Source organism: Phenylobacterium sp. T106 (assembly GCF_057219735.1).
Genome location: NZ_JBXVWA010000004.1, coordinates 340,928 through 361,452, shown reverse-complemented (window position 1 = coordinate 361,452; position 20,525 = coordinate 340,928). Strand labels below are relative to the sequence as shown.

The following is a 20,525-nucleotide window of genomic DNA, read 5'->3' as shown; positions in this document are numbered from 1 at the left end:
AGCGAGGGGCGGGCTGGCTCCTCGGAGAACTTGGGAAGGTCCGCACTAGGGCCGGCGCGTGAACCCAGTAGCGTTGTCTCGCGCTTGGCGCTTCTGTTGGGAGCCCTCCTCCCCCCCAACCGGAGCCGCTGGCCGCGGTAGGCGCATCTCCAGCAGGGTTGCGGTGCGCCGCAACGCCTCAAGCTGCTGCTGCATTACCTCGCGATCAGCTTGCCGCTCGGCAGATGTGGCCTTGGCATCTGCCTTCCGATTGTCCTCCGCCTTGCCCTGTTGGTGAGCCGTCCAGAGCCATGTTCCTGCCGCGACGAGAATGCCGAGCGCGCCAGTCACGACACCAGCGCCCCCAACCCAGAGAGCTCGTCGGGCGTGGTGCTCTGTTCGCTCCGAGCCCACTTTCATCTCGGTGATGGCGCTCTGAGCGTAGTCGTTCAGCGTCGACTGCAGCGCCGCGCTGGCCTCACTCAGGCGGGCCATGCGACTGATGTCCTCCTCAACCCGCTTGAGGATGGAGTTCATATCCAGCATCGGGGTGCGCGGCGGGGGAGGAATATCGACTTGCGGGGGGCGCGCGCCCAGAATCGACTGCATGTGCGAGTTCGCGCTCATGTTGCGCGACAGCGCCTCGTCCATATCCAGCACTGCGCCCTTTTCGAACGGACCCTTGCGGGTTTCGACAGCTTCTCCACCAGCCCTGCGCACGAAGGCCAGCCAGTCCTCTCCGGCTCGGCGTCTACTGGCATCGAATACGGTTGGTTCGTGCTCAGTGAGTGCTTGGCAGAACGCTTGCATGTCGGCTTCGGTGAGGTCTGCCCGCTGAGCTTCGGTGAGGTGTTCCAAGCCCTCCATTCGCCAGCCCATGTGCACCATCAGCTTGCCGATGAATTCCACATCCGAACCAGTGCTTGTGCGGAAGTTCAGGTAAGGAAAGTCGACGCCGTAAACGGCGCGGAACCCGAGTTCACCCATCCGTTCACTCATGATGGTGAACTTGGGCGGAGACTTCTCTTCACTCAGGTCGGCGAGGTCCACCATGGGGAAGGATGCCTCAGAGGAACCGGGGCTGAAAGACCTCATCCATGCGGATGATGCCGAGCAATAACCACTGCTTCGGCCGCTTGGCGACTGTGCCCATGGCGAGCGCCACGCCCTTCTCCATGTACGTCTCCTCGTAGACATCCTTCAGGCGGGTCAACGCTTCGGCTTCGCCGTAGCTTTTGCGCCAGTTGAAGAACGTGGCCGACGTCTCCCAGTCCCCGCACGTCATGTGATGCGGGCCCGCCGCATCCTCGAAACCCACTCGGAGGTGGAAAGGACTGGGCTCAAAGGCTTTGAGCGGTTCGTCGAGAAGGCTCCCCTGAGCGGACGCTGCGGCAAAGGCCATCTTCTCGCCCGCGACCTCGGCGTCGGACTTGCGGCGCCATCGAAAGCTCAGGCTCTTGGGACGCACCAGAGTGAGCGTCTCGCCGCGCCCGGCCGCCTCCGCGTAGGAGGCCCGCAGGAGGGGGTCCAGGAAGGGCGCATGATCCTTACGGGGCAGCTTGCCTGTGATCGCCAAGCTCTGTTCCTCGACCCGCCGGCTCTCCGTTCGCGGGTCGTCCTTGGGCTTGTGCCACTTGTACTCGACCGTGTCCCAGCGGGAGAACTTGGCGTCGCCGCTAAGGTGCCGGAAGCGCACGGGATAGAGGCGCCGCCATTGACCTTCGGGCGTCACCCCGGCGCAGCAGACCGTCTCCTGATAGCGCCGGCTAGGGTGCGGCGCGGCCTTCACCAAGATGACGATCCGTTCGATCCCGCTCATGCTTTCCCATCTCAAATGGTGAAGCTTGAAGATGAGCAACAACCAGTTTGCAACCGTGCGCAACCCTCTCGGCGACGATGGTGCGGTGACACTGCGCGGCGTCGGCCTCGTAGCAGAGCAACGCCGTGCGCTGGCTCCGGGCCAGTTCGGCTAGGCGCGCAAGGCCGCCGAGGGCCTCGGGCGTCGCCAGATGCGCGGAGAAGATTGACTGGAATTCGGCCCAACGGCCCGCGCGCGCGGCGTCACGGCCGGGCTTCGGGTCGCCAAGTTCGCGTAGGTGGATGTAGCGGATGCCCGCACCTGTGAGGCGGTCGGATAAGGCGGTCTTCGCAAAGCCCCGTCGGCGCGAAGCTGCGACGGCGCGTACGTCAACGACAACCTCTACGCCGGCAGCCGCCAGGGCAGCATCGAACGCCTCCGGGGTGCTTCCTTCGTACCCGATGGTGAGCAGCTCTAACATAGTCGCCTCCACCTTCCTGCCGTACCTCCGGGGTGGTTAACGGCTTCCACCCTCGGCCTGACAAAACCGGACGTGGACTATTTTACAGGCGCTTGCGGATGTCCGATTTCCGCAACGGTCCGAAGCTCAGTTCCTGGCACACGGCTGATGTGGTGATCCCTCGACGAGAATCTCGCTAAAGGAGCCTCCGCCGCTCACGCACGATCACGCCATCAACCTCCAACCATTCCGACGGCGTCAGCACCATGATCGACAGCGGCATGTGGAACGCGAGGCCGAAGGCTCCCCGCAGTTCAGCGGCCAGAATTAAGGTGTCCCGCCATCGCGGCTCGCCGGCACCATCGACAGACACCAGGGCCAGGTCGATGTCGTTTGGTTTCGCAGCCGGATTTAGGGACGAGCCGAACTGATAAGCGGCGTACAGCCTGGAAGCGTGAGCGCGCAGCCTTCCCTTCAGCCAAGCCAGTATCGCCTCATCGGACGCCATAGCGGCCGAGGTAACCGAACAGCGACTTGTAGGGCATCAGACTGATTTTCAGCTTCTTGGCGTATTCCTTGGCCTCGTAGGTCCCCTCACCCCAGGTCTCGCTATACGCGACGATAGTCGCCCCTAGCTGGTGGGCCTTGTCGACCACCTCGGCCGTGGCCTTATATTCGCTAGGGTCTGGGCAATAGATGCGCTCGCGGCGGCCGGCGAACTCGATGGACAGCACGGGGTTGCCGGCGTCGGTCACCACACCGCTCATCGTTGAGAGCTGCTTGTTCAGCCAGAAGGTCGTCATAGTTGCGATCCGGTCAGGGCGTGGAAGTCGGCCAGCACGAGGTCGCGCATGTCGGCGATATGTTGGCGAACGTTCTTCGGAAAGAAGAATCCGCGATAACGGTCGGTGGGGATGGTCTGGAACGTCTCATACATCGCGACGTGGATCATGAGATCGTTGTACGCGCCCAGGCTGTCGCGCGCGTACAGCCGATGGGTCCTGGTGCGGAGAATCTCAAGGATGCGACGGTTGTTTTCCAGGATGATCTTCTTGGTCTCAGCCCAAACGAGGGCGGCACCGCCGCGCTCGATCTCGCCTTCCGGGAAGCTGGGCGGCCCGGTCTTGTCGAAAACCTCGCCGTTGATGTCGAGCAGGGCTAGGAGCGGATTATAGAATTCGCTGAGCGAGGCGGAGAGAGCCTCGATCCGGCGCTGGCGCAGGACAGCGTTGAAGCCGCGCGAGGCCTGAAGATAGACAACGCCCACTGCGACGGCGTTGGTGACGACCAGCGCTGCGACGCCACCTACAATCGGCCATGGTCCCTTTTCATACCAGGCTTTGTCGTCAGCCGCTGGCGGCGCGACAGCGATGACCATGGAAGGCCGATCCATCGGGGCCGGCGCGGCCGCCCCTTCTTCGGCGATGGTGACGCACAGCGCGACGCCGGCGGCAATGATCGAGGCAGCCATGCCGCGCGCTACAGCAGATCGAGGGAGGTGGAGCAACACGGCCACGCGACACTCATACCTCGAATTTTCGCCCTTGGCTCAAGCTGCGCCTATTCGGCATACCGAGCGGGCGAGCGCCTTTCGCGGCCAGGTTGGTGCCGCGCTAGCCCTCTCCGGGAGTCCGCTTCCGGATCCGATCCCAAGCTCCCCTCCTGGCCCTTCTGCGACCCCCCTCGCCTCCCCCTGCCCGCCAGGGCAGAGAGGCGTCCTTCGATCCCATGGTTGATTGCGAGCCTGGCGTGGGCGCCTGGTCAAGGACGCGCGCGTGCCGCGCGCGCCGCCCCGCGGCGGCCCTGCGGGCCGTCCTTGAGCAGGCGACCACGCCAGGCAAACTCCGTCCATGGGATGTAAGGCGCAGGGCGGCCGCCGAAGGGCCAAGCCCCTCCCCTACCCCCTAAACCCCCGCCATCTCCCCCGCCACCCGCCGCGCCGCCGCATGCGGATCGTTCGCGGCGGTGATGGGGCGGCCGCAGACGATGTGGCTGGCGCCGGCGCGCAGCGCGTCGGCCGGCGTCGCGGCGCGGGGTTCGCGCGGCTCGGAAGCCGGGCGGTCTTCAATCTTCCTCGAGACGCGCCTTGAAGCCGTCACGCTGGTGTTCAGGATGCTCGTCCATGAAGATCGGCCCACTGCATCGACTGGTCCTGGCCGCCCTGTTCGCAAGCCTCGGCGGCCCGGCGAACGCGGCGCCCAGCTTCGAGGACACATATCGGGTGAGGGTGGTCGCCGGACACTACACCGGGACCTACGAGAGCCTGGCCTTGCGGCAGGTCTGGTCGAAGGCCGGACCGTTCTGGATGGCGGAGCGCCGAACGCGGACCACGGCCGGCATCACGGGGCCTACGCATCGCATCGAGCGGGTCTGGATCGATGGCAGGCGGTGCCCCGCGCTCACCCACGTCGTGCGCAGCGTCCGAGAGATTCCGACCCCGCCGCCCGCTCTGGGGATCGCTCCCTTCCATGGCGCACGGGTGAACCTGGCGACACGAAGGCCCGATGGGACCTATGACGTTCGATCCGACTACGAAGGTCCGGTCGCGAAGTGGTGGCGCGAGGCGGGCAAGGCGCTGGAAGCGTGTTGGGGAACCCCTATCGCGATGGTGGACGACGGGCTGCTTCCCCTGACGTTGGAAACCGATGCGGACGAGGCGCCGTATCGGGCTCTGGAACTCGCCGACTAGGGCAGGTCCGGTTCCGGTCGGACCCGGATGGCCGCTCCCGCCGCCCCCCCTAAACCCCCGCCATCTCCCCCGCCACCCGCCGCGCCGCCGCATGCGGATCGTTCGCCGCAGTGATGGGGCGGCCGCAGACGATGTGGCTGGCGCCGGCGCGCAGCGCGTCGGCCGGGGTCGCGGCGCGGGCCTGGTCGTTCTTCGCCGCCCAGTCGGGGCGCACGCCGGGGGTCACCACCAGGAAGTCCCTGCCGCCCAGGGCGCGGGCCAGCGCGGCCTCGTGGGGGCTGGCGATCACGCCGTCGCAGCCGGCGGCGATCGCCTGGTGGATGCGCCGCTCCACCAGGGCGCGGGCGGTCTCGTGGTAGCCGGTCTCGATCAGGTCCTCGTCCGTGAGGCTGGTCAGCACCGTCACCGCCAGGATCTTCAGCCCAGAGGTCCCGCGGCCGCGCACGGCGCTGGCCATCACCTGCGGCTCGCCGTGGACGGTCAGGAAGTCGCAGCCCGAGCCGGCCAGCACGGCGGCGGCCCGCTGCACCGTGGTGCCGATGTCGTGCAGCTTCCAGTCCAGGAACACCTGCTTGCCGGCCGCCTTCAGCTCGCGCGCCAGCGTCATTCCCTCGCCGCCCGCGAACAGCTCCAGGCCCACCTTGTAGAAGCCCACCGCGTCCCCCAGGGTCTCGACCATCGCGCGCGCCTCGCCCACGCTGGGCAGGTCCAGCGGGATGATCAGGCGCGGGTCGGCCTTGGTGTCGGCTTGCGCGAGCGCGGCGGCGGCGGCCATGGCGTGGCTCCGTTGGGGCGGGTGGCGATTTGGGCTAAGACCCTGGAATGAGCCAGGCCGAGTTCGCGGTCAACTTCTTCGTGGCGCTGTTCGCGCTGATCGACCCGGTGGGCAACGTGCCGCTGTTCGCGGCCGCGACGGCGGGCGTGAAGTCGCGCGACCGGGCCTGGATCGCGCTCTACATCGCCCTGTTCGTCCTGGGCTTCCTCACCTTCTTCTACTTCACCGGCCTGTCGCTGCTGGAGTTCTTCGGCATCTCGCTGCCGGCGTTCCGGATCGCGGGCGGGGTGATCCTGTTCCTGCTGGGGCTGGAGATGGCCCGCGACGACTTCACCGCCACCTTCAGCGAGGCCGCCGACGCGCCGGCCGGGACGGGCCGCGCCTATGTGCGCAAGCGCTTCGAGCGGATGATCGTCCCGTTCGCCATGCCGCTCCTGATCGGGCCGGGCGCGATCTCCAGCGTGGTGATCTACGCCAGCCAGGCGCGGGCGTTCGGCATGGCGGGCGCGGCCGTCGGCGTGGGCGTGATCGCCGCCGTGGCGCTGGCCACGCTCCTCGCCTTCCTGGCCACGCCGCTCATCACCCGCATCCTGGGCCGCATCGGCCTGACCATCGTGGTGCGCGTCCTGGGCCTGATCCTCTGCGCGCTGGCCGTCCAGTTCATCCTCGCCGGCTTCGCCGAAAGCACCATCGGCTTCATCCGCCCCGGCGTCGCCAATCCGTACTAGGGGGAACCACGGAACACACGGACAGCCGCCTCCGGCGCCCGCACGGAAAGCGCCCCCCACCCTCTCCGCTGTCATCCCGGTTTCCGCGAAAGCGGAACACCGGGACCCATACGCGCCCGATTGTCGGGGCGGCCCGCCGCCGCACCCCCTCCGGACCCACGGAGTCTATGGATACCGGTCTTCGCCTCCGGCGAAACCGGGATGACAGGGTTTGAGGTAGAGCCCCCCACAACCCCCGACCATCCCGGCGAATGCCGGGATCCAGATGGAATGGCGCGGAAGCGGGTTCCGCAGGCTCGGAGCCCTTCCCACCACCACCCCCGCCCATGGATCTGGGTCCCGGCAATCGCCGGGACGGTCGGAAGCTGGACCCCTACGAGCGCCCGTCCTCAACGGGCTTCACGCCGCAGGCGCTCTATTGAACCGCGGAGGACGCAGAGAAGAACGCAGAGCGCGCAGAGACCTCCGCGCCCTCCGCGCCTCCTCCGCGACCTCTGCGGTTAACGGGGCGCCCACCGCCCCCCTTCCGCGCGGACGCCGCAGGCGGCCGTCCGCGTCTTCCGCGGTTCCCCCTACGTCTTCCGCAGCCGCCCGCCCTGGCTCGCCATCAGCGCCAGGGCCCAGTCCTCGGGCAGCGCCTTGGCGAACGCCGCGATGGCCTTGTTCACGCCGCCGGGCACGCAGACCGGCCGGTTCGCCTCCACCGCCCGCCAGCCCGCGTCGACCACCGGCCCGGCGTCCATCCAGAGCCAGCGCGGCGTCGAGGCGTCGGCCAGCGCCCGGGTGCCGTTCACGTCGTGGAACTCGGAGTAGGTGAAGCCGGGGCACAGCGCCGTCACGTGCACGCCGCGCGCCCGCCCCTCGAGGTGCAGGCTCTGGGAGAAGCGGACCAGGAAGGCCTTCGAGGCGGCGTACAGCGTGTGCCCCGCCGCCGCCGGCAGCAGCCCCGCCAGCGAGGCGACGTTGACGATGCGGCCGAAGCGGCGCTCGGCCATGCCGCCCATCACCCGGTGCGCCAGCTCGCACGGCGCGGTCACCATCACCTGGACGAAGGCCGCCTGGTCGTCCCAGCCGGTCTCGGCGAAGGTTCCGGGCAGGCCGTAGCCCGCGTTGTTGATCAGCGCGTCCACCTGCCGTCCCTGTTCGCCCAGGCGCTCCAGGATCCGCCCCGGCGCCGCGGGATCGGCCAGGTCCGCGGCGATCGTCAGCGCCTCCACGCCGTGGCGGTCGCGCACCTCCGCCGCCAGGGCCTCCAGCCGCTCGGCCCGCCGCGCCGTCAGCGCCAGGTCGTAGCCTTGGCGGGCCAGGACCCGCGCGAACGCCGCCCCGATCCCCGCCGATGCGCCCGTCACCAGCGCCAGTTTCCGATCCATCGCCGCGAACCTAGAGCGCGTCCCGGCAAGTGGGAACCGCCCCCCACCCTCTCAGCTGTCATCCCGGTTTCCGCGCAGCGGAACACCGGGACCCATACGCGCCCGATGGCGGAGGCGGCCCGCCACCGCCACCGCCGCCCCCCTCCGGACCCACGGAGTCTATGGGTCCCGGTCTTCGCCTCCGGCGAAACCGGGATGACAGCGTTTGAGGCAGCACCCCCACCCAACACCCCATCCCGGCGAATGCCGGGATCCAGATGGGATGGCTGGAAAGCGGGTTCCGCAGGCTCGAAGCCCTTCCCACCACCACCCCGCCCATGGATCTGGGTCCCGGCATTCGCCGGGACGGTCGGAAGCTTAGGGTTGAACCTGGCCCCCTACGAACTCCCACCCTCTCCGCTGTCATCCCGGTTTCCGCGAAAGCGGAAGACCGGGACCCATACGCGCCCGATGGTCGTGGCGGCCCGCCACCGCCGCCGCCGCGCCCCCTCCGGAACCCCGGAGTCTATGGATCCCGGTCTTCGCCTCCGGCGAAACCGGGATGACAGCCGTTTGAGATCGCAGCCCCCCTCAACCCCCGACCATCCCGGCGAATGCCGGGATCCAGATGGAATGGCGCGGAAGCGGGTTCCGCAGGCTCGGAGCCCTTCCCACCATCACCCCGCCCATGGATCTGGGTCCCGGCATTCGCCGGGACGGTCGGAAGCTTTGGGTTGAGCCTGGACCCCTACGAACTCCCTCCCTCTCCGCTGTCATCCCGGTTTCCGCGAATGCGGAAGACCGGGACCCATACGCGCCCGATTGTCGTGGCGGCCCGCCGCCGCCGCCGTGCCCTTTCCGGCACGACGGAGTCTATGGGTCCCGGTCTTCGCCTCCGGCGAAACCGGGATGACAGCGTTTGAGGTAGCGCTCCCACCCACCACCCGACCATCCCGGCGAATGCCGGGATCCAGATGGAATGGCGCGGAAGCGGGTTCCGCAGGCTCGGAGCCCTTCCCACCATCACCCCGCCCATGGATCTGGGTCCCGGCATTCGCCGGGACGGTCGGAAGCTTTGGGTTGAGCCTGGACCCCTACGAACTCCCTCCCTCTCCGCTGTCATCCCGGTTTCCGCGAATGCGGAAGACCGGGACCCATACGCGCCCGATTGTCGTGGCGGCCCGCCAGCATCGCCGCCGCGCCCCCTCCGGACCCACGGAGTCTATGGATCCCGGTCTTCGCCTCCGGCGAAACCGGGATGACAGTGTTGAAGGCAGCGCCCCCACCCTCTCAGCCGGCGGCGGCTGGCTGCGATTGAACGGCGTCTCGTTTGGGTGTATTCGCGCCCGCCGCGACGGCATAGGGCCGCCTTGGGAGCCTCACGGGGCCTCCCGGAGATATTGGATGGCTGAAAAGGCCGTCGACGCCGACAGGGCGTCCGAAGACTCGTCGCAACCCAACGGGCATTCCCAGCACAAGGAAGGCTTCTGGGCGCTTGCGCTCGGATCCATCGGGGTGGTGTTCGGCGACATCGGGACCAGCCCCCTCTACGCCATGCGCGAGGCGCTGGGGCACGCCCGCGGCGGGGGCGGCGGCGAAATGGCCGTGCTCGGCGTCGTGTCGCTGATCACCTGGGCGCTGATCCTGATCGTGACGATCAAGTACGTCGTCTTCCTCATGCGCGCCGACAACAAGGGCGAGGGCGGCACGCTCGCGCTCATGGCGTTGGCCCAGCGGGTCAGTCCCGGCCGGCGCTCGCTGATCATCTTCGTGCTGGGGATGGCCGGGGCGGCGCTGTTCTACGGCGACGGGATCATCACGCCCGCCGTGTCGGTGATGGGCGCCGTCGAGGGCCTGAAGCTCGCGCCCGGCATCGGCTCGCGCCTCGACCAGGGCACGGTCCAGATGGTGGCGGCGGTCATCCTGGTCGCCCTGTTCCTCGTGCAGTCCCGCGGCACCGCCAGCATGGCGAAGTTCTTCGGGCCGATCACCGCGCTCTGGTTCCTGACCCTGGGCGGGCTCGGCCTGCTGCACATCTCGGACGACTTCTCGATCCTGCGGGCGCTGTCGCCGCACTACGGGGTGCTGTTCCTGGTCGACAACGGCTTCCTGGGCTTCGTCATCCTGGGCAGCGTCTTCCTGGCGGTGACCGGCGCCGAGGCGCTCTACGCCGACATGGGCCACTTCGGGAAACGCCCGATCCAGGCGGCCTGGCTGGGCCTGTGCCTGCCGGCGCTGGTGCTCAACTACTTCGGCCAGGGGGCGCTGGTGCTGTCGGACCCTTCGGCGCGGGCGAACCCCTTCTTCGAGATGATCCCCCAGGCGGCCTACTGGCCGGTGCTGGCGCTGGCGACGCTGGCGGCCATCATCGCCAGCCAGGCGGTGATCACCGGGGCGTTCTCGATGACGCAGCAGGCGGTGTCGCTGGGCCTCTTCCCGCGCATCGACATCCGGCGCACGTCCGAGACCCAGGCCGGCCAGATCTACGTGCCCCAGGTGAACACCTTCCTGATGGTGGGGGTGCTGGTGCTGATCGCGATGTTCCGCGACTCCTCCAGCCTGGCCTCGGCCTACGGCATCGCCGTCACCGGCTCGATGTTCGTGGACACGCTGCTGTTCTTCTACATCGTCCGCTACATGTGGAAGCGGCCGGTCTGGCAGGCCGCCGGCGCCTCGCTCGTCTTCGGCCTGATCGACGTGGTGTTCATCACCTCGAACCTGCTGAAGTTCTTCGACGGGGCGTGGCTGCCGCTGGCGCTGGGCGCGGCGCTGATGGTCATCATGTGGACGTGGACGCGCGGGGCCGCCCTGCTCGCCGAGAAGAGCCGGCGCGACAGCGTGCCCCTGGCCGAGCTGGCCGACATCCTGAAGGTGCGGGCGCCGCACAGGGCGCCGGGCACCGCCATCTTCCTGACGTCCGATCCCGACACCGCCCCGGTCGCGCTGATGCACAACCTCAAGCACAACAAGGTGCTGCACGAGAAGAACATCATCCTGACCATCCACACGGCCGAGACGCCGCGCGTGTCGGACGAGAACCGCATCCGCATCGAGCCCATCAACGACGACTTCAAGAAGCTGGTGATCGCCTACGGCTTCATGGAGCAGCCGAACGTGCCCAAGGCCCTCGGCCTCTGCCGCAAGCAGGGCCTGAAGTTCGACATCATGGCGACGTCATTCTTCCTCGGCCGCCGCAGCGTCGTCCCATCGGCGCAGTCCGGCATGCCGCTTTGGCAGGACAAGCTCTTCATCTTCCTGATGCGCAACGCCGCCAACCCCACCGACTTCTACAAGATCCCGCCGGGCCGCGTCGTCGAAATGGGCGCCCAGGTGACGGTCTGAGATGCAACTCGACGTCCTCGCGATCGTGGGCGACGCGGTCTGGATCTTCGTCATGGCGACCATCGCCTCAGCCACCCGGCGCGCGGCGAAGGTGATCCCGCCGGATGCGCGCGTGCCGATGCAATGGAGCCTCCGGGGCCGGACGGTCTGGCGGGCCCCGCGCACCGTGGCCTTCCTGCTCGTGGTGGGGATCCCGCTGGCGCTCGGCCTGATCCTCTCGGCCGCCGCCCGGACGCCGAGCCCCGACACCGGCGGCCCGCTGCTCGTGTTCCTCGTGCGCCTCGCACTCGCCCCCGTGATGGCCCTCGTCCATCTGGTCTGGCTGCGGCGCGCGATGCGGACGCTGGACTCCGAAGGCGTGCTTAAGCCTTGAACCCGCCGCCCGCGTGTCCTTAAAGGCGCGCGACCGATCCAACCCTCGTCGAAAGCCTCCGCCGCCCATGGCCGCTCAGCCCGTCAAGAAGGTCGTCCTCGCCTATTCCGGCGGGCTCGACAGCTCCACCATCGTCAAGTGGCTGCAGACCGAACTGGGCGCCGAGGTGGCGACCTTCACGGCCGACCTCGGCCAGGGCGAGGAGATCGCGCCCGCGCGCGACAAGGCCATCATGCTGGGCGTGAAGCCGGAGTACGCCTTCGTGGAGGACATCCGCGAGGAGTTCGTCCGCGACTACGTCTTCCCCATGTTCCGCGCCAACACGGTCTACGAGGGCCAGTACCTGCTGGGCACCTCGATCGCTCGGCCGTTGATCGCCAAGAAGCAGATCGAGATCGCTCGGGCCATCGGCGCGGACGCCGTGGCGCACGGCGCCACCGGCAAGGGCAACGACCAGGTGCGCTTCGAGGTGGCGTACTACGCCCTCGAACCCGACATCCATGTGGTCGCCCCTTGGCGCGAGTGGAACTTCAAGAGCCGCGAGGCCCTGCTCGACTTCGCCGAGAAGCACCAGATCCCGATCACCAAGGACAAGCGCGGCGAGGCGCCCTTCAGCGTCGACGCCAACCTGCTGCACTCCTCGTCCGAGGGTAAGGTGCTCGAGGATCCCGCCGTCGAGGCGCCCGAGTTCGTGCACATGCGCACGATCGCGCCTGAGGCGGCGCCCGACCGGCCGACCGTCTTCACGATGGACTTCGAGCACGGCGATCCCGTCGCCATCGATGGCGAGCGGCTTTCGCCCGCCGCTCTGCTGACCCGGCTGAACCAACTGGGCCACGACAATGGTGTGGGCCGCCTCGATCTCGTGGAGAACCGCTACGTCGGCATGAAGTCGCGGGGCGTCTACGAGACGCCCGGCGGCACGATCCTGCTCCACGCGCACCGGGGCATGGAGTCGATCACCCTGGACCGCGGGGCGATGCACCTGAAGGACGAGCTGATGCCCAAGTACGCGTCGCTCATCTACAACGGCTTCTGGTTCGCCCCCGAGCGCGAGATGCTGCAGGCGGCGATCGACTACAGCCAGAAGAACGTCACGGGCCAGGTGCGGGTGAAGCTCTACAAGGGCAACGTCACCGTGATCGGCCGCACCTCGCCCTACTCGCTCTACGACCAGGAGCTGGTCACGTTCGAGGAAGGCAAGGTCGCCTACGACCACCGCGACGCCGCGGGCTTCATCAAGCTCAACGCGCTGCGACTGCGGGTAGGCGCCAAGCGCGACAAGCGGGCGGGCTGACGCAGGCCCGCGTCAGGCGTTCAGGCGGTTGTAGGGGTACTGGTCGCGGATCTCGGCCTGGAAGAATCGGCCCTTGGAGTCCGCGTCCACGAACGAGCGGTGCACCTCGCAGGGCACGCCGACGTAGACATAGCTTTCGCCGCTGCTGAAGCGGACGAGGAGCTTCGCCCGGACGGCGTCGTAGTCGATGGCCTGGATGGCGGCGGAGTCCACGTCCATGGCGTGCTCCCGGGTTCGCACGGTCCACAAACGAATTCCCCGCGTCCCGGGCGGTTCCCGCCGGGGCCGGCGCGTGCCAAGCTCTGCCATGAACGGCGCGCCATCCGAGACGCGCCGGCACATCGAGCGAGGACAGCCCATGCAACCGCACATCCCCGTGGCCATCGTCACCCTGCTGGCGCTGCTGGTCTACTTCTGGATGGGCCTGCAGGTCGGGCGCGCCCGCGCCAAGAGCGGCATCGCCGCCCCCGCGACGACCGGCGATCCCGTCCTCGAGCGCACCATTCGGGCGCACTACAACACCCTGGAGTGGCTGCCGCTGTTCCTCGTGCCCCTGTGGCTCTTCGCGATCTACTGGAACGACCTCGTGGCCGCCGCCGTGGGCCTGGTGTGGATCGTCGGGCGCGTCGTCTACCAGCTGGGCTATGTGGCCGACCCGAAGAAGCGGGAGCTGGGCTTCATGATCCAGGCCCTGGCCGTGGCGGTGCTGCTGTTCGGCGCCCTGGGACGGCTGGTCTACGCGGCGGTGGTCACCGGGGGCGTCTGAGCGGCCGCAACCACAATTGCGGCCGAGTGTTCCGCTTCCTACATCCCCCTCGAGGGGCGACCGAGTCCGAGACGAGAGAAATGTTCAGGAAATCCAGCGCCCTCGCCGCCATCGCCCTGTCGCTGGGACTGGCGGCCTGCGCGACGCCCACGCCCTATCAGCCCAACGTCCGCGGCAACGCCACGTCGGGCGGCTACTCCGAGGTTCGGATCGAGCCCAACCGCTTCCGCGTCAACTTCTCGGGCAACTCGCTCACCGATCGCGAGACGGTCGAGGGCTACCTGCTCTTCCGCGCCGCCGAGCTTACGGTGCAGAGCGGCTACGACTGGTTCGAGATCGTGGAGCGCGACACTGACAAGAAGGTGCGCACCTACGTCGAGCCCGATCCGCTGTACCGGCCCTGGTACGGCGCCTACGGCTTCTGGCGGCCGTCCTGGCGCTACTACGGGCGCGGCTTCGGCTGGCGCACCTGGGATCCCTTCTGGGGCGACCCCTTCTGGGCCGACCGGGTGGACGTGCGCACCGTCGAGCGGTTCGAGGCGTCGGCCGAGGTCCTCATGGGCCGCGGAGCCAAGCCGCAGGACAGCCCGCGGGCGTTCGAGGCCCGGGCCGTCATCGACAACCTGCGTCCGCGGATCGTCTACCCGCAGCCGCGATAGCGGCGTGGGCGGCGTCCAAGGCCAGACCTTCCACGAATAGGTGAAGGGGGCCGTCCTCGCGGCGGCCCCGCTTCATCTTGATCGCCGCGGCCCGGTGATGTTGAGTCGTCGGCGAGGTCGGCCGCGCGTGCGGCTGGAGGGTTTGAGTCCATGCTGAGGGCGCCGACGCCCCCCGATCGGCATCGTCCGAAGCGCCGCTGGAGAGCGGTGATCGTGGCCGTGGTGCTGAACGCGGCCCTGGCGCCGGCGGCGTGGGCCGCCCAGCGCGTCGCCCTGATCGTCAGCGTCTCGAAGTACGACAAGGTCCCCAGCCTCGCGAACCCTGCCAAGGACGCGAAGCTCGTCCAGGGCACGCTGCAGAAGCTCGGCTTCCAGGTGAAGGTGCTGGCCGACCCGAACCGCATCCAGCTCATCGAGGGCCTTGGCGAGTTCGAGGAGATGGCCAAGGGCTCCGAGGCCGCGGTGGTCTACTACGCGGGTCACGGCGCCATGATCGACGGCGTGAACTACCTGCTGCCCAAGGACGCGATTTCGACCAACAAGTCGTCGCTGACCGGCAGTTCGGTGGAATCGGCGCGGCTGGGCCAGTCTCTGATGGGCGCCAAGGCCGTGCGCCTGATCATCCTCGACGCCTGCCGCAACAACCCGACGGCCACCCGCAGCCTGGGCGGCAACACCCGCGGCCTCGCCCGCGAGACGGGCCCCACGAGCGTGCAGGTGGTCACCCTGATGGCGGCCGGGCCCGGACAGGTCGCCCAGGACGGGGCCGGTGGCGCCGCCAACAGCCCGTTCGCCATCGCCCTGACCCAGGGCCTTACGCGGCCGGGCATCACCGTCGGCGAGCTCCCCAGCTACGTGCAGGCCGAGGTCGAGCGGATGACCGAGGGCGAGCAGACGCCCGACCTGCAGGGCATCTGGCCGAACGTCCACTGGAGCTTCGACCCCAACGGCCCCGCGCGCCAGGCGTCGGCCGCGCCTGCCGCCGACCTCACGAAGATCAAGTGGGAGAAGGACCAGGTCTTCTGGCAGTCGATCAAGGACTCCGACGATCCGGCCGACTTCAAGGCCTACATGGAGGCCCAGGACCGGGGCGAGATCACCGGCTCGTTCCGCAAGCTCGCATCCAACCGCATGCGGGCGCTGGAGAAGCTGCCGGCCGGGTCGTTCCAGGTGGCGTCCCGCTCGGCCACGCCCGGCCAGGAGCTGGTGGTCGCCGCCCGCGACGCCTTCGCCCGCGGCGACTACCGCACGGCCTTCCGCGACTGGTCGACCGCCGCCCAGCAGGGCAACGGCGCGGCCATGTACAACCTCGGCGTCATGTCGCTGACCGGCAAGGGCGCGCCGAAGGACGTGGGCGCCGCCGCCCGCTGGTTCCGCCAGTCGGCCGAAGCCGGCCATTCCGGCGGCATGGTCAACTGGGCGCTCTGCCAGCTGAACGGGTTCGGCACGGCGAAGGACGAGGGCGCCGGCTTCCAGACGCTGCAGCGGGCGGCCGACCGCGGCTCGGCCACCGCCATGGGCATGCTCGCCGAGGCCTACCTGCGCGGCCGCGGCGCGCCGCAGGACGCTCGCCAGGCCGCGGGCTGGCTGCAGAAGGCGGTGAACGCCGGCGACGGCCCCTCCATCGCCCAGCTGGGCGACCTCTACGAACAGGGCGTGGGCGTGCCCAAGGACGTGCGCCGCGCCTTCACGCTCTATGAACGGGCCGCCGTGGCGGGCGACACCGACGCCATGGTGCGGCTGGGATACGCCTACGAGGACGGCGAGGCGGTGGCCAAGGACGACGTCCAGGCGGCCACCTGGTACCAGCGCGCGGCCGAGCTGGGCAGCGCCGAGGGGATGTCCAGCCTGGCCGTCATGCTCGAGAACGGCGCCGGCCTGCCGCAGGACTACGGCCGAGCCGCGGAGTACTATCGCAAGGCCGCCGCCGCGGGCGACGCGCGCGGCTACCTGGGCCTGGGCAGCCTGACCGCGCGCGGCGCCGGCGTCCGGGCCAACCCGGCCGAGGCGGTGCGCCTGTTCCAGGAGGCGGCCAACCGCGGCAGCGCGGCGGCCATGCGCAACCTGGGGATCATGTACGAGGGGGGCCAGGGCGTGCCCGCCAACCGCGCCCGCGCGGTCGAGTGGTACCGCAAGGCCGCCGCCGCGGGCGACGAGGGCGCGCAGGCCGAGCTGCAGCGGCTGGGCGCGCGGTAGAGGGTTTGAGAGCGCTGAGCCCGCGTCCGCCCCCGCGGATCCGGCCGGGCTCCGGGAGGGATGGGGTGATGGTGCAAGGGCTTCGCGGGCGGGCGTTCCGCCTTTCGGTGAGCGCGGCGGCGCTGCTCAGCATGAGCGTCCAGCCGGTGCTGGCGCAGGGCAAGGACGGTGTGCTCAACGCCTGCGGAACCGAGCGCGCCGGGCTGGTGAAGCTCGACAAGGAATACAAGGACCTCAAGCGCTCCAAGATGGCCTCGGCCGTGGGCGAAGGGCTGAAGCAGGGCGCGGTCGTCCTCGCCAAGGGCGTCATGAGCGGCGGCATCCCCGTGGGCCGGGGCGGCGGCTTCGGCAGCGCGATGGGCGGCATGGGCGGCCTCATGGGCGCGGTCGGCGGCCTGGCGATGCAGCAGGCCGCGCAGGCGCCCCAGCCGTCCGGGGCCGCGCCCGCGCCGGCCCCCGCCATGCTGTTCGGCCAGGACATGCTGTCGGGCGCCATGGGCCTGCAGGTGCCGGGCATCAGCGACGTCGGCCTGGGCGGCGGCGACAACATGAAGGCCTACGCCGCGCTGGCCGTCCTGGTGGCCATCGTCGCCACCGCCGACGCCTATGCGCGCCTGAAGGAGCAGGAGGCCGGCGGAGACCTCAAGAAGGCGTCGTTCAACATCGACCAGGACGCCGGCCGCCAGCTCACGGTGAGCCGCAAGATCGCCGACGACGGCGCGGCCCTGGTGGACTGCCGCGCGCGCCAGCTCACCGATATCAACACCCGCCTCGCGGGCGCGACCAACGACAAGGACCGCAAGGCGATCCGCCGCGAGCGGACCGATCTGGTGGCCGCGCTGAAGAAGGACATCGACCTGACCGGCGGCGTCGTCGACCAGCACACCGGCATGGCCAAGACCTTCACCCAGGGCCGCGCCATGACCGACGGCGCGTCCGAGGCCGAGGTGCTGGGCGGCCAGGCGCCGGCCTACGCCCCCGCGGCCGACACCACCCGGCTCGCCATGCCGAAGGCCGGCGCGGCGCCCGCCGCAGGCCAGCAGCAGGCGGCCGCCCCGCCGCCCGCGGCGCCGCCGTCCAACCTCGTGGCGCTTCGGGCCTCGGCGGTCCGCGCCGCGCCCGTGGCCTCGGCGGACGTGCTGATGAACCTGCCCGCCGGCCGCCAGATCCAGCCCAAGACGGCGCAGCCCGATGGCGGTTGGTGGGAGATCGACGTGGCGGGCTCGCCCGGCTACGTGCGCGCCTCCGATGTGGGCCCGCCCGGATCGGCCCCGGTGCAGCAGGCCCAGGCCGGCGGCGGCGGACGGGGCCAGGCGCAGGGCCGCGGGCGCGGCCAGGCCCAGGCCAAGGCGCCCCCGCCGCCGCCCGTCCCGGCCGGGCCGACGAACATCCGCGCCTACAACCAGTCGGTCATCGCCGCGCGCGACAACGGCAAGGGCCGCCTCTCCAGCCTGATGACCGACGTCCAGGCGGCGCAGCGGCGCGACAACGTGTTCTACGCCTGGCTCGACGGCCTGCGCGGCGGCTGAAACCCGACGACGCCCCGCCGCCAGGCGGCGGGGCCTGCGTCGGCCGAGACGTCGTTCGGCCACACTGTCGATCGAGTGGAAAATGGAGCGGGCGAGGCGATTCGAACGCCCGACCCCAACCTTGGCAAGCGCGGGGACTGGTTGTTCAGTGAATTCAACCGGGTGTTCGTAGCTATCGGGAATTGCAGAAGAGTGCAAAGGGCACCAGCCGAAACAATCTCCAATTGCGACTGCTAACAGTGTGTGATGGCGTCGCGCATCTCCAAATTCTGCGCAACGACGAACTTGTGACCAGGCTGCAACCAGAGCGAATCTTGGGCGGCGCTCGATGGATGGCTTCAGCGGTAAGCGAGGATCGGCCTGATGCCAATTTGGGGGAATGTGGAACTGAGGGCAGCCATAGCGGCTGGCAAGATCGGCGCCATAACCCTCGACACCAACACGTTCGATGCTGCGCAATGTAATCTGACGCGTCCCCTCTTCCTTAGCCTCGGGCAATTCAAGGGCACCGGCGTTCGCTATCTGCTCACCGACGTGGTTGCCGGTGAGGTGCGAGCTCATATTCAGAGAAGAGCCGAGGAAGCAGCGGCGAGGCTAAGGGCTGCAGCGCGGGAATTCGATCTTGCCTGGGGTGTCATCGACGCGTTGCCCAAGGCAATAGCCTCCCTAGCAGCAACTCCAGACGCCCGGAGTTCAGCCCAAGTCACGCTTGACGCCTACATCGCGGCTACGGGCGCAGAGGTTCAATCAAGCGCTGGAAACGTGGACCTGAACGCTTTGTTGGAGAGCTACTTCTCAGCGCGTCCGCCCTTTGCCAACAAGACGGACAAGAAGCATGAGTTCCCTGATGCCCTAGCTCTGATGTCACTGGAAGCTTGGGCGCAAGCTCGGTCGAAGTTTGTCGTCGCCGTCTCCAAAGACAGCGGCTGGAGGAAATTCGCTGCGAACTCGGACTGGATCGTCTGCGTGGACGATCTCCGTGGGCTGCTCGGGAGCTTCAACGAGGAAGACACATTCGTTGCCAAGCGCGTGGTCGCCCAGCTGAACCAGGGAGAATTGGCAGAACTCTCGACGGCGATTGACGAAGCGGTACAGGGCTTCGTGGATGACATGTACCCAAATATAGATGCGTCTACAGCCTTCCATTACTACGCCGAGTATGAGGGATCCTCGCTCGTCGGAAGGAGCGACATAGAACTCGCCACCGTAGATGCCATCTCATCCACAGATGAATCGATTACGATCAGCTTCGACGTGGATTGCACTGTCGAAGCAGATGCATCGTTCACATTCTATGTGCGCGATGAGGGAGACAATATCCCGATCGGCGGCGCGGCTGTGTCTCGTACTATTGACCTGTCCTTACCGATGACGATCGAAGTCGCGCGCGACGATCCTTCCGCCCTATTCGACATAGACGTTTCCGGAGACCCGTTCACGAGTCTGGATTTCGGTCACGTCGAAGCTGACGAGGAAGAGCCAGAGCCGGAAAGCTGGGACGATGGCGAGGAATGACGGCGTCGAGCCGCCACCAGCTCTCCGGCTAGCGCGACGGCTCCTGACTTAACATTTCCGCAGCACTGACCTTAAGTGCCATTGCAATGCGCCCGATATTGTCGAGGGACACATTTCGCTCCGCGCGTTCGATGGAGCCAATGTAGGTCCGGTGAAGCCCGCAAAGATCGGCGAAGGCTTCCTGACTCAAGCCGGCCTCCTTGCGAAGCCGTCTGACGTTCGCAGCAAACACTTTCCTGAGGCTGGTCGCCGGCCCGTCCACGGGGCGGACGGTCGGGAAATGATGACTTTACTTCTACAGACGATACGTAGCATCTGCTTGACGACTATACGTAGCGGCTGCCCGCTTGTCCCTCGCACCCGCCCCACGTCTCGCCGAGAAATACCTGGTCGTCAGGAGTGCGGCCGACGTGGATCGGCATCTCAATCAGATCCGAGCATCTGCGGCGCGCGCCCAGGCGTGGATCGTCTCGCATCGCGGCGACCCGCTCGACCTCCTGCGCCAGATGAAGTTTCAACCGGTCGGCTTCCACCCTGTTGAGGACCGGCCGCTCAACCTGCTGGAACAGCTGAACCAGACGTGGACATATGCGGTCGCCTTGGAGGCGGCCCGCAAACTGCTGGAGCTCCACCCCGAGGCCGGCGGCTTCCACGTCGCGCCAGGCGCCCACATGTCCATTCCGTTAGACATCATGAGCATCGCGCCGGGGCTGGTCGGCGCCGAGACGTTTGCCGTCACGAAGCCCAGCAGCAACAACAAGCTCAACAAGGATCTGGTGAAGCTGGCCGGCCGTGAGGAGACGCACCGCTATATCTTCTTCAGCGCGCCGGGCTTTGACGAGACCAAACGCTTGCCCCGCTACGAGCGCGGCGGCGTCGAGGTGTGGTCGGTCGCCGTCTGATCGAATCGTAGTAGGAAAAGCACGCTCAAGGCGGTTCGCGCCCCAAGAAGTACGGGTGGCCGCTCAACTCCCATCCCTCTCGTTTTAAGCCAGGGGAATGGAGGGGGCACCCTCCTACCCTCCCCCCAAGACGCGCGAATCACCTTTGATGTGTGGGCCTCACTA

At 68.3% G+C, this 20,525-nt stretch carries 21 protein-coding genes and 1 pseudogene; 11 read left to right on the top strand and 11 right to left on the bottom strand.

Translation table 11 applies throughout. The features are described from left to right. Nucleotides 1-45: 45 nt before the first annotated feature. The 7 genes and pseudogenes from AC2D8W_RS12060 to AC2D8W_RS12030 all read right to left on the bottom strand — a co-directional run. Nucleotides 46-1,032 carry a hypothetical protein gene (locus AC2D8W_RS12060; protein WP_484671736.1) on the bottom strand — a complete coding sequence of 329 codons (987 nt, stop codon included), beginning with the start codon at nucleotides 1,030-1,032 and terminating at the stop codon, nucleotides 46-48. A 13-nt stretch (nucleotides 1,033-1,045) separates the two neighbouring features. After that, complete coding sequence (locus AC2D8W_RS12055; protein ID WP_484671735.1) at nucleotides 1,046-1,798, bottom strand: hypothetical protein; 753 nt, start codon at nucleotides 1,796-1,798, stop codon at nucleotides 1,046-1,048. Next, nucleotides 1,746-2,258 (bottom strand): DUF488 domain-containing protein, encoded by a 513-nt coding sequence (locus AC2D8W_RS12050; protein WP_484671734.1) that lies wholly within the window; start codon nucleotides 2,256-2,258, stop codon nucleotides 1,746-1,748. Before AC2D8W_RS12050 ends, AC2D8W_RS12055 begins: the two co-directional genes overlap by 53 nt. Before the next feature lie 175 nt (nucleotides 2,259-2,433). Then, complete coding sequence (locus tag AC2D8W_RS12045) at nucleotides 2,434-2,745, bottom strand: hypothetical protein (RefSeq protein ID WP_484671733.1); 312 nt, start codon at nucleotides 2,743-2,745, stop codon at nucleotides 2,434-2,436. Continuing rightward, nucleotides 2,732-3,040 (bottom strand): hypothetical protein, encoded by a 309-nt coding sequence (locus tag AC2D8W_RS12040; protein WP_484671732.1) that lies wholly within the window; start codon nucleotides 3,038-3,040, stop codon nucleotides 2,732-2,734. The genes AC2D8W_RS12045 and AC2D8W_RS12040 overlap by 14 nt, the downstream gene beginning before the upstream one ends. Further along, nucleotides 3,037-3,708 carry a hypothetical protein gene (locus AC2D8W_RS12035; protein WP_484671731.1) on the bottom strand — a complete coding sequence of 224 codons (672 nt, stop codon included), beginning with the start codon at nucleotides 3,706-3,708 and terminating at the stop codon, nucleotides 3,037-3,039. The genes AC2D8W_RS12040 and AC2D8W_RS12035 overlap by 4 nt, the downstream gene beginning before the upstream one ends. 433 nt (nucleotides 3,709-4,141) lie before the next feature. Further along, nucleotides 4,142-4,276, bottom strand: a pseudogene (locus AC2D8W_RS12030) (orotidine 5'-phosphate decarboxylase / HUMPS family protein); the annotation flags it as partial. 83 nt (nucleotides 4,277-4,359) lie between these two features. Between AC2D8W_RS12030 and AC2D8W_RS12025 the strand changes: the two are divergent. Beyond that, nucleotides 4,360-4,926, top strand: coding sequence for a hypothetical protein (locus tag AC2D8W_RS12025; RefSeq protein ID WP_484671730.1), 567 nt, complete (start codon nucleotides 4,360-4,362; stop codon nucleotides 4,924-4,926). A gap of 49 nt (nucleotides 4,927-4,975) precedes the next feature. On the opposite strand, the gene pyrF is transcribed toward AC2D8W_RS12025, so the two are convergent. Further along, complete coding sequence (gene pyrF / locus AC2D8W_RS12020) at nucleotides 4,976-5,701, bottom strand: orotidine-5'-phosphate decarboxylase (RefSeq protein ID WP_484671729.1); 726 nt, start codon at nucleotides 5,699-5,701, stop codon at nucleotides 4,976-4,978. A gap of 47 nt (nucleotides 5,702-5,748) precedes the next feature. On the opposite strand from pyrF, the gene AC2D8W_RS12015 reads away from it, so the two are divergent. Continuing rightward, nucleotides 5,749-6,429 (top strand): MarC family protein, encoded by a 681-nt coding sequence (locus AC2D8W_RS12015; RefSeq protein WP_484671728.1) that lies wholly within the window; start codon nucleotides 5,749-5,751, stop codon nucleotides 6,427-6,429. Between the two features lie 572 nt (nucleotides 6,430-7,001). Here the strand turns inward: AC2D8W_RS12015 and AC2D8W_RS12010 are convergent. Beyond that, the gene (locus tag AC2D8W_RS12010) at nucleotides 7,002-7,802 is read right to left on the bottom strand and encodes an SDR family NAD(P)-dependent oxidoreductase (RefSeq protein ID WP_484671727.1); all 801 of its coding nucleotides are present in this window, start codon (nucleotides 7,800-7,802) and stop codon (nucleotides 7,002-7,004) included. Between the two features lie 1,383 nt (nucleotides 7,803-9,185). Between AC2D8W_RS12010 and AC2D8W_RS12005 the strand changes: the two genes are divergently transcribed. The 3 genes from AC2D8W_RS12005 to AC2D8W_RS11995 all read left to right on the top strand — a co-directional run bounded on the left by AC2D8W_RS12005 (nucleotide 9,186) and on the right by AC2D8W_RS11995 (nucleotide 12,793). Next, nucleotides 9,186-11,123, top strand: a complete 1,938-nt coding sequence (locus AC2D8W_RS12005) for a potassium transporter Kup (protein ID WP_293482385.1) — start codon at nucleotides 9,186-9,188, stop codon at nucleotides 11,121-11,123. A gap of 1 nt (nucleotide 11,124) precedes the next feature. Continuing rightward, the gene (locus AC2D8W_RS12000) at nucleotides 11,125-11,496 is read left to right on the top strand and encodes a hypothetical protein (RefSeq protein WP_484671726.1); all 372 of its coding nucleotides are present in this window, start codon (nucleotides 11,125-11,127) and stop codon (nucleotides 11,494-11,496) included. Between the two features lie 67 nt (nucleotides 11,497-11,563). Next, complete coding sequence (locus tag AC2D8W_RS11995) at nucleotides 11,564-12,793, top strand: argininosuccinate synthase (RefSeq protein ID WP_293482383.1); 1,230 nt, start codon at nucleotides 11,564-11,566, stop codon at nucleotides 12,791-12,793. Between the two features lie 12 nt (nucleotides 12,794-12,805). Here the strand turns inward: AC2D8W_RS11995 and AC2D8W_RS11990 are convergent, their stop codons facing one another. After that, nucleotides 12,806-13,012, bottom strand: coding sequence for a KTSC domain-containing protein (locus AC2D8W_RS11990; RefSeq protein ID WP_293482382.1), 207 nt, complete (start codon nucleotides 13,010-13,012; stop codon nucleotides 12,806-12,808). Nucleotides 13,013-13,151: 139 nt separating this feature from the next. On the opposite strand from AC2D8W_RS11990, the gene AC2D8W_RS11985 reads away from it, so the two are divergent. From AC2D8W_RS11985 to AC2D8W_RS11965, 5 genes are all read left to right on the top strand, one after another. Continuing rightward, complete coding sequence (locus AC2D8W_RS11985) at nucleotides 13,152-13,559, top strand: MAPEG family protein (RefSeq protein ID WP_484671725.1); 408 nt, start codon at nucleotides 13,152-13,154, stop codon at nucleotides 13,557-13,559. An 80-nt stretch (nucleotides 13,560-13,639) separates the two neighbouring features. After that, the gene (locus AC2D8W_RS11980; RefSeq protein WP_293482380.1) at nucleotides 13,640-14,218 is read left to right on the top strand and encodes a CC0125/CC1285 family lipoprotein; all 579 of its coding nucleotides are present in this window, start codon (nucleotides 13,640-13,642) and stop codon (nucleotides 14,216-14,218) included. A 150-nt stretch (nucleotides 14,219-14,368) separates the two neighbouring features. After that, nucleotides 14,369-16,414 (top strand): caspase family protein, encoded by a 2,046-nt coding sequence (locus AC2D8W_RS11975; protein ID WP_484671724.1) that lies wholly within the window; start codon nucleotides 14,369-14,371, stop codon nucleotides 16,412-16,414. Nucleotides 16,415-16,482: 68 nt separating this feature from the next. Beyond that, nucleotides 16,483-17,943 (top strand): SH3 domain-containing protein, encoded by a 1,461-nt coding sequence (locus tag AC2D8W_RS11970; protein WP_484671723.1) that lies wholly within the window; start codon nucleotides 16,483-16,485, stop codon nucleotides 17,941-17,943. Nucleotides 17,944-18,324: 381 nt separating this feature from the next. Then, complete coding sequence (locus AC2D8W_RS11965; protein WP_484671722.1) at nucleotides 18,325-19,458, top strand: PIN domain-containing protein; 1,134 nt, start codon at nucleotides 18,325-18,327, stop codon at nucleotides 19,456-19,458. A gap of 28 nt (nucleotides 19,459-19,486) precedes the next feature. Here the strand turns inward: AC2D8W_RS11965 and AC2D8W_RS11960 are convergent, their stop codons facing one another. Further along, nucleotides 19,487-19,690, bottom strand: coding sequence for a helix-turn-helix domain-containing protein (locus AC2D8W_RS11960; RefSeq protein ID WP_484671848.1), 204 nt, complete (start codon nucleotides 19,688-19,690; stop codon nucleotides 19,487-19,489). 178 nt (nucleotides 19,691-19,868) lie between these two features. On the opposite strand from AC2D8W_RS11960, the gene AC2D8W_RS11955 reads away from it, so the two are divergent. Continuing rightward, on the top strand, nucleotides 19,869-20,360 hold the full coding sequence (locus tag AC2D8W_RS11955) for a hypothetical protein (RefSeq protein ID WP_484671721.1): 492 nt from the start codon (nucleotides 19,869-19,871) through the stop codon (nucleotides 20,358-20,360). Nucleotides 20,361-20,525 lie beyond the last annotated feature (165 nt).